General features: G+C 66.9%; 6 protein-coding genes. 3 read left to right on the top strand and 3 right to left on the bottom strand.

Going from position 1 to position 6,922, the window contains the following annotated elements:
• Window positions 1–38 precede the first annotated feature (38 nt).
• Complete coding sequence (locus QOC69_RS36310; protein WP_526447715.1) at window positions 39–314, top strand: WhiB family transcriptional regulator; 276 nt, start codon at window positions 39–41, stop codon at window positions 312–314.
• A gap of 26 nt (window positions 315–340) precedes the next feature.
• Here QOC69_RS36310 and QOC69_RS36305 read toward each other — a convergent pair whose 3' ends face one another.
• The 3 genes from QOC69_RS36305 to QOC69_RS36295 are packed head-to-tail and all read right to left on the bottom strand — an operon-like array spanning window position 341 to window position 3,965.
• Window positions 341–1,681: a macrolide-binding ATPase MABP-1 gene (locus QOC69_RS36305; protein WP_526447717.1), complete on the bottom strand. Its 1,341-nt coding sequence runs from the start codon at window positions 1,679–1,681 to the stop codon at window positions 341–343.
• 42 nt (window positions 1,682–1,723) lie between these two features.
• Window positions 1,724–2,566 carry a bacteriocin biosynthesis cyclodehydratase domain-containing protein gene (locus QOC69_RS36300; protein WP_526447713.1) on the bottom strand — a complete coding sequence of 281 codons (843 nt, stop codon included), beginning with the start codon at window positions 2,564–2,566 and terminating at the stop codon, window positions 1,724–1,726.
• Window positions 2,567–2,624: 58 nt separating this feature from the next.
• The gene (locus QOC69_RS36295) at window positions 2,625–3,965 is read right to left on the bottom strand and encodes a zinc-dependent metalloprotease (RefSeq protein WP_526447711.1); all 1,341 of its coding nucleotides are present in this window, start codon (window positions 3,963–3,965) and stop codon (window positions 2,625–2,627) included.
• An 88-nt stretch (window positions 3,966–4,053) separates the two neighbouring features.
• Here QOC69_RS36295 and QOC69_RS36290 point away from each other — a divergent pair, with 88 nt between their 5' ends.
• Both QOC69_RS36290 and QOC69_RS36285 read left to right on the top strand, forming a co-directional pair.
• On the top strand, window positions 4,054–5,076 hold the full coding sequence (locus QOC69_RS36290) for a YlbL family protein (protein WP_526447709.1): 1,023 nt from the start codon (window positions 4,054–4,056) through the stop codon (window positions 5,074–5,076).
• A gap of 87 nt (window positions 5,077–5,163) precedes the next feature.
• The coding region (locus QOC69_RS36285) for a UPF0182 family protein (RefSeq protein WP_526447707.1) at window positions 5,164–6,922 on the top strand (1,759 nt) is incomplete at its 3' end.

Raw genomic sequence — 6,922 nt, 5'->3', positions numbered from 1 at the left:
CAAAGAAGAAGTAGTTACGACCAGGAAGCAGGAGAGACATGTCAGTCCGGACATGCCGCGGAAGGCTGACCGTACCGTGTCATGTCGGCGATCCAGATTTGTGGTTCGCCGAGAGTCCCACCGAACTGGAACAGGCCAAGGCTCTGTGCGCGGAGTGCCCGATCCGGCGTGAGTGCCTGACCTTGGCACTGGAACGTCAAGAGCCCTGGGGAGTCTGGGGCGGCGAGATCATCGACCGCGGGAGCGTCGTGGCGCGCAAGCGTCCGCGCGGCCGCCCGCGCAAGAACCCGGCCGAGAACCCCGCTGCGGCGTAGCGGACGGGGCTGCCTGGCGTAAGTCGCTAGGCAGCCTCGTCGGCGAACCCTGGAATCAGTTCTGTGGCAAGGGCTCTGGTTGGAATGTGCGCGTCGAGCTGGCAGGCGATCGCGACGTTGGATGCGATCACGCGTAACGGAATCGCCAGCTTCGCGGGCACATCCATCTGCCGCGCTGCCCTGATCTGGCCTGCGGCACGGTCGGGCTTCATGTTCATGGCGGTGATGCGCTGCAGCCACTTGCGCGTGTAGTGGAACACCTCGACCTCTAGCGGTTCCACGTACTGCTTCATCATGTCGTCCATCTCGCGCTTGGACACCTGCTCACCCTTCTGGATGAACCCGATCTTCTGCATCGTCGTCAGCAGGTTGCCGTAGTCGTCGTTGAGCGCGTAGCGGGTCGCCAGACCGATCTCGATCGGAATTCCGCCGGGCAGCGGGGCCACGGCGCCGAAGTCGATGACGCCCATCTTCTGGTCCGGCAGCAGCATGAAGTTCCCGGGATGTGCGTCACCGTGCATCATTTCGAGCCGCCGCGGTGCGTCGTAGGTCAGCTCGAACAAACGGCTCCCCATCAGGTCGCGCTGTTCGGGCGTGCCCTCGCGGATGATCACCGACATCGGGATGCCCTCGATCCACTCCTGGATGACGACCTTGGGCGCGCTGGCGACGATGTGCGGGACGACGAAGCGGGGGTGGCCTTCATAGGCCTTGGCGAAGGCGCGCTGGTTGTCGGCCTCCAGCCGGTAGTCGAGTTCCATCTCGGTGCGTTCGATCAGCTCGTCGACCACGCCCTGAACGTCCGCGCCGGGGGACAGCTGCCTCAGCACACTGATCATCCGCTTCATGGTCTTCAGGTCGGCGCGCAGCGCCTCGTCGGCTCCCGGGTACTGGATCTTGACCGCGACCTCGCGGCCGTCCGACCACACCGCCTTGTGCACCTGGCCGATGCTGGCCGACGCAACCGGCGTGTCGTCGAACGAGGCGAACCGCTCCCGCCACTTCGTGCCCAGCTGCGCGTCGAGCACGCGGTGCACCTTTTCCGCAGGTAGCGGCGGCGCCTCCCGCTGCAACTTGGTCAGCGCCTCGCGGTACGGCTTGCCGTACTGCTCGGGGATGGCGGCTTCCATGACCGACAGCGCCTGGCCGACCTTCATCGCGCCGCCCTTGAGCTCACCGAGCACGGTGAACAACTGCTGAGCGGCCTTGTCCATCAGCTCGGCGTTGACCTCGTCCCTCGACGAGCCGGTCAGCCGCTTGCCGAAGCCCAGCGCGGCCCGGCCTGCGATGCCGACGGGAAGGGACGCCAGCTTGGCATTGCGCGCAGCTCGGCCACGTTTGATGTCTGCCACCAGACCATCATCCATGACGAGGCTGGACACCCGTCGACAGTGCGCCCACAACGGTCGTCAGCACTGACAGCGCGGGTGCCGCGACCAGCGTCGGCTCACCGTCGACCCGGTGCTGACATCCACTTCCAGCGTGGTGTCCAGGGTGGCGGGTGGGTCGCCGGGGCTTCGGGGGTCGCCGGCGTCGCGGATCGCCTTGATGACACGGTCGACTTGGCTCAGCGCCAATGCCGCGGTGGCCAGCATGGTTGCCCGGTCGGCGCTGCCGACGGCGTCGCGCAGTTGGGCGGCCAGCGCGGGCCAGGCGGCGTCGCGGTCGCTGCGGTGCAAGTCGGCGCACCGCAGGCAGCTCGTCATGCCGGGTATGACCAGCGGGCCTACCAGGCCCGTGCCGTCCCGGACGCGCACCGGGAGATGCGGCACTCGGGCGTCGTGCAAGTCCCGGACCAGCCGCGGATCGGTGACCAGATAATCGGAAAGGACCACAAGATCGGTGGTGCCCGATCGGACACCGGCGTGGCTGAGGCTGCTGTGCCGGACCCTGGCGCCCGAGCATCGCAGCGCGCCGGCCAGCAGATCGGACAGCGGCCCGCGGCCATGGATGCGAATGGACGCCGAGCGGGTCGGTGGGGGTGCCGTCGTCACGACCCCGGCACCGACCAGCGAGGCGACGAGTTCGGGCACGGCCGCCGCGTCCGTCGCACCCCGGTTCACCGCGAGGGCCTGCAGATCGGCCATGGAGATGCCGGACTGCATGACGCGCAGCAGGTCGGCCAGCGCGGCAGCGGACAGTCCGTCCGGTGGGCGGACCAGCTGGGCGCGCCGAGGGTCCCACCCCACCTGAACGGCACCGTCGGGCCGCATCAGCACCGGCATCGCCGGGTCCAGTGCATACCGCGTCATCCGACGACTGTGTCATGTTCGGCGGCCTGGGCGTTTTAGTTATCCACAGGCACGCGGGCTATTCGTCGGTGCGCTTCTCCTCATCGTTCTGCAGGTCGGCGATCGCCTGCTCCATCCCGCTGGTGTCGCCACCGACGATGCGGTCGATGAACGCGGCGGGCTCGTCGAGATCCTCGGCGCCCGGCAGCAGATCTGGGTGCTGCCACACGGCGTCGCGGGCGTCGGAGCCGACGGCCTCGGTCAGCCGCTCCCACAGCGCCGCGGCCTCGCGCAGCTTGCGCGGTCGCAACTCCAGCCCGACCAGGGTGGCGAACGTCTGCTCGGCCGGGCCGCCGGTGGCGCGGCGGCGGCGCAGCGTCTCGCTCAGCGCCGACGTGCCAGGAATCCGGTCACCGAGGGCGTCGTTCACCACGGTCTGCACCCATCCTTCGACGAGTGCGAGCAGCGTCTCGAGCCGTTCCAGCGCCGCGACCTGCTCGGGCGTCGACTTCGGTTCGAAGATGCCCTGGTTGAGCAGCTGTTCCATGGCAGAGGGATCGGCCAGTGACTCCGGATTGAAGCTGCGGGTGAATTCCTCGAGCCCGCTGGTGTCGACCTTCATGCCCCTGGCGAAGGCCTCGACGGCGTTTAGCAACTGGCTGGAAAGCCACGGCACGTGGCTGAACAGCCGATGGTGCGCCGCCTCGCGCGCGGCCAGGAACGTCAGGATCTCACTGCGCGGCTGCTCGAGGCCCTCGGCGAGCGACTCGATGGCATCGGGCATCAGCGCCGCCACCCCCTTGGGGCCTAGCGGCAATCCGATGTCGGTGGAGGTCAACACTTCTCGCGACAGCGTGCCAAGTGCCTGGCCCAGTTGTGAGCCGAACGCCATGCCGCCCATCTGAGACATCATCGCCAGCAGGGGGCCGGCCATGCTCTTGGCCTCCTCGGGCAGCGTCGACGCCCACACCGTGGAGATCTGCTCGGCCACCGGATCGCACAGCCGCTTCCAGGTGCCCAGGGTGTTGTCGATCCAGTCGCTGGGCGTCCACGCCGTCGACTTCGTGGTGCCGGCGGGCAGTGGCGTCACGCCGTCCAGCCAGGTCTCGGCCAGGCGGACGGCGTCGGCGATGGCGGTGGCGGTGGCCTCGGGTATCGGCTTGACGAAGCCGATCGAGTTGGCCGCCAGCTGACGGGCAAGGTCGTAGTTCACCGGACCGGACTGCTTGCCGCCGCCCATCGCGTTTCCGCCGCTGAACATCTCACCGAGCTTGGTGAAGATCTGGCCCAGGTCGGACATGTCGAATCCGGCCCCGCCGAACCCGAACGGATCCGGCTGTGAGCCCGGATTCGGGTCCTTCTTGGGCTTGTCGCGGTCGGGGTCGTCCCCGTGGGAGAAGCCGAAGGGCAGGTCAGACATGCTTCAACGGTACTCACCGCAGGGGCGTCACGTGGGTCCGCGGGTCACGCTGAGAGTGAATATGCAGCAGAGCCCTAATGTGGGCGTCGTGAACAGGCGGATTCTGACCCTGGTGGTGGCGGTGGTGCCGATCGTGGCGTTCGGCGTACTGCTGTCTGCGGTGGCGGTGCCGTTCGTGGCGCTGGGTCCCGGTCCGACGTTCAACACGCTCGGTGAGGTCGACGGCAAGGAGGTCGTCGACATCGAGGGGACCAAGGTCTATCCCACGTCGGGGCACCTCAACATGACCACGGTGTCCCAGAGCGACGGCATCACGCTCGGCCAGGCGCTCGCGCTGTGGATGTCGGGTCGCGATCAACTGGTGCCAAGGGACCTCGTCTATCCGCCGGACAAGTCCAAGGACCAGATCGACAAGGACAACAACACCGACTTCCAGCGCTCGGAGGACAGCGCCGAGTACGCCGCGTTGTCGTACCTGAAGTACCCGAAGGCGGTCACCATCGAGAACGTCACCGATCCAGGGCCGTCGGCGGGCAAGCTGCAGTCGGGCGACGCCATCGACATGGTCGACAACAAGCCCATCGCCAACCTCGACGAATTCACCGCTCTGCTGAAGGCCACCAAACCCGGCGACCAGATGGTGATCGACTACCGCCGCAAGGGCGACGGAGTCGGCACCACGACGATCACCTTGGGCAAGAACGAGGACCGTGACTACGGCTTCCTCGGCGTCGGCGTGCTCGACGCGCCGTGGGCGGACTTCAAGATCGACTTCAACCTCGCCAACATCGGTGGACCGTCCGCGGGCCTGATGTTCAGCCTCGCCGTCGTCGACAAACTCACCACGGGCGACCTGAACGGCGGGAAGTTCGTGGCGGGCACCGGCACCATCACCGGGGACGGCAAGGTGGGCCCCATCGGCGGCATCACCCACAAGATGGTGGCGGCGCAGGAGGCGGGTGCGTCGATCTTCCTGGTTCCGGCGGACAACTGCGACGAGGCGCGCTCCGCGCACGATGACGGCCTGCAGCTGATCAAGGTCGACACCCTGACTTCGGCCGTCGATGCGTTGCACGCGGTTTCCGCCGGTGGCGAACCTCCGCATTGCTGAGAATTCCCTTGGCGACCAGTGCGTAGAGTTGGGACACGTCGGAAGCGCGACGTCACGAAGTAGCGACACCGAGAGCGGAGTTGACGAGTGGGTATGCGGCCCGCGGCGAGGATGCCGAAGCTGACGCGGCGTAGCCGGATTCTGATCGCCATTGCGTTGACGATCGCACTGTTGTTCCTGGTCTCGGGACCGCTGGTCAACACCTACGTGGACTGGTTGTGGTTCGGCGAGCTGGGTTACCGCTCGGTGTTCTCCACCGTGCTGGTCACCAAGCTCGTCGTCTTCCTGGTCGGTGCGCTGGTGATCGGCGCCGTGGTGTTCGGCGCGTTGGCGCTGGCCTACCGGACGCGGCCGGTATTCGTCCCGACCGCGGGTCCGAACGATCCGGTGGCCCGGTACCGCACCGCGGCGATGGCCCGGCTGCGGCTGTTCGGCATCGGCATCCCCGTCGTCATCGGGTTTTTCGCCGGCATGGTCGCCCAGACCTACTGGGTGCGGGTCCAGATGTTCCTGAACGGCGGCAGCTTCGGGGTCAACGACCCGCAGTTCGGGATGGACCTCGGGTTCTACGCGTTCGACCTGCCGTTCTACCGGCTGGTCCTGAGCTACCTGTTCGTCGGGGTGTTCCTGGCGTTCGTCGCCAACCTGCTGGGCCACTACCTCTTCGGGGGCATCCGGCTGGCCGGTCGCACCGGGGCACTGAGCCGGTCTGCGCGCATCCAGCTGATCTCGTTGGGCGGCACGCTGATCCTGCTCAAGGCGGTCGCCTACTGGTTCGACCGCTACGAGCTGCTCAGCCACACCAGGGGCGGCAAACCGTTCACCGGCGCCGGCTACACCGACATCAACGCGGTGCTGCCTGCCAAGCTGATCCTGCTGGCCATCGCGGTGATCTGCGCGGTCGCGGTGTTCTCGGCGATCGTGTTGCGCGACTTGCGCATTCCTGCCATCGGCGTGGTTCTGCTGCTGCTCTCGTCGCTGATCGTCGGCGCGGGCTGGCCGCTTGTCGTCGAGCAGATCAGCGTCAAACCCAATGCGGCACAGAAGGAAAGCGATTACATCAGTCGCAGCATCACCGCGACCCGGGATGCCTACGGACTGACCGCCAAGAACGTGACGTACCGCGATTACAGCGGTAACAGCTCGACAACCGCACAGCAGGTGGCCGCCGATCGGGCGACGACGTCGAACATCCGCTTGCTCGATCCGACGATCGTGGCCCCGGCGTTCACCCAGTTTCAGCAGGGCAAGAACTTCTACTCGTTCCCCGACCAGCTGTCGATCGATCGGTACAACGGACCCGACGGCGACCTGCGTGACTACGTCGTCGCGGCGCGAGAACTCAACCCGGACAGGCTGATCGACAACCAGCGCGACTGGATCAACCGGCACACCGTGTACACCCACGGCAACGGCTTCATCGCCTCGCCGGCCAACACCGTGCGCGGGGTCGCCAACGACCCGAACCAGAACGGCGGCTATCCGGAGTTCCTGGCCAGCGTGGTCGGCGCCAACGGCACCGTGGTTGCGCCGGGCCCGGCGCCGTTGGATCAGCCCCGCATCTACTACGGCCCGATCATCGCCGGGGCGACCGACGACTACGCGATCGTCGGCCGAAACGGCACCGATCGCGAGTACGACTACGAGACCAACACCGAGACCAAGAACTACACCTACACCGGCGGCGGTGGGGTACCGATCGGGAACTGGCTGTCGCGCTCGGTGTTCGCCGTGAAATTCGCCGAACGAAACTTCCTGTTCTCCAACGTGATCGGCTCCAACAGCAAGATCCTGTTCAATCGCGATCCGGCCAAACGGGTGGAGGCGGTGGCGCCGTGGCTGACTA

This window comes from Mycobacterium sp., assembly GCF_032162105.1.
Lineage (GTDB): Bacteria > Actinomycetota > Actinomycetes > Mycobacteriales > Mycobacteriaceae > Mycobacterium.
Note: the sequence above shows the minus strand (reverse complement) of the source record. Positions and strands in the feature narration are given on the sequence as shown.

Bases quoted from the DNA above. Each gene is read 5' to 3' on its own strand.
- QOC69_RS36310 (WP_526447715.1), top strand. From the start codon at position 39: ATGTCAGTCCGGACATGCCGCGGAAGGCTGACCGTACCGTGTCATGTC.
- QOC69_RS36305 (WP_526447717.1), bottom strand. From the start codon at position 1,681: ATGGATGATGGTCTGGTGGCAGACATCAAACGTGGCCGAGCTGCGCGC.
- QOC69_RS36300 (WP_526447713.1), bottom strand. From the start codon at position 2,566: ATGACGCGGTATGCACTGGACCCGGCGATGCCGGTGCTGATGCGGCCC.
- QOC69_RS36295 (WP_526447711.1), bottom strand. From the start codon at position 3,965: ATGTCTGACCTGCCCTTCGGCTTCTCCCACGGGGACGACCCCGACCGC.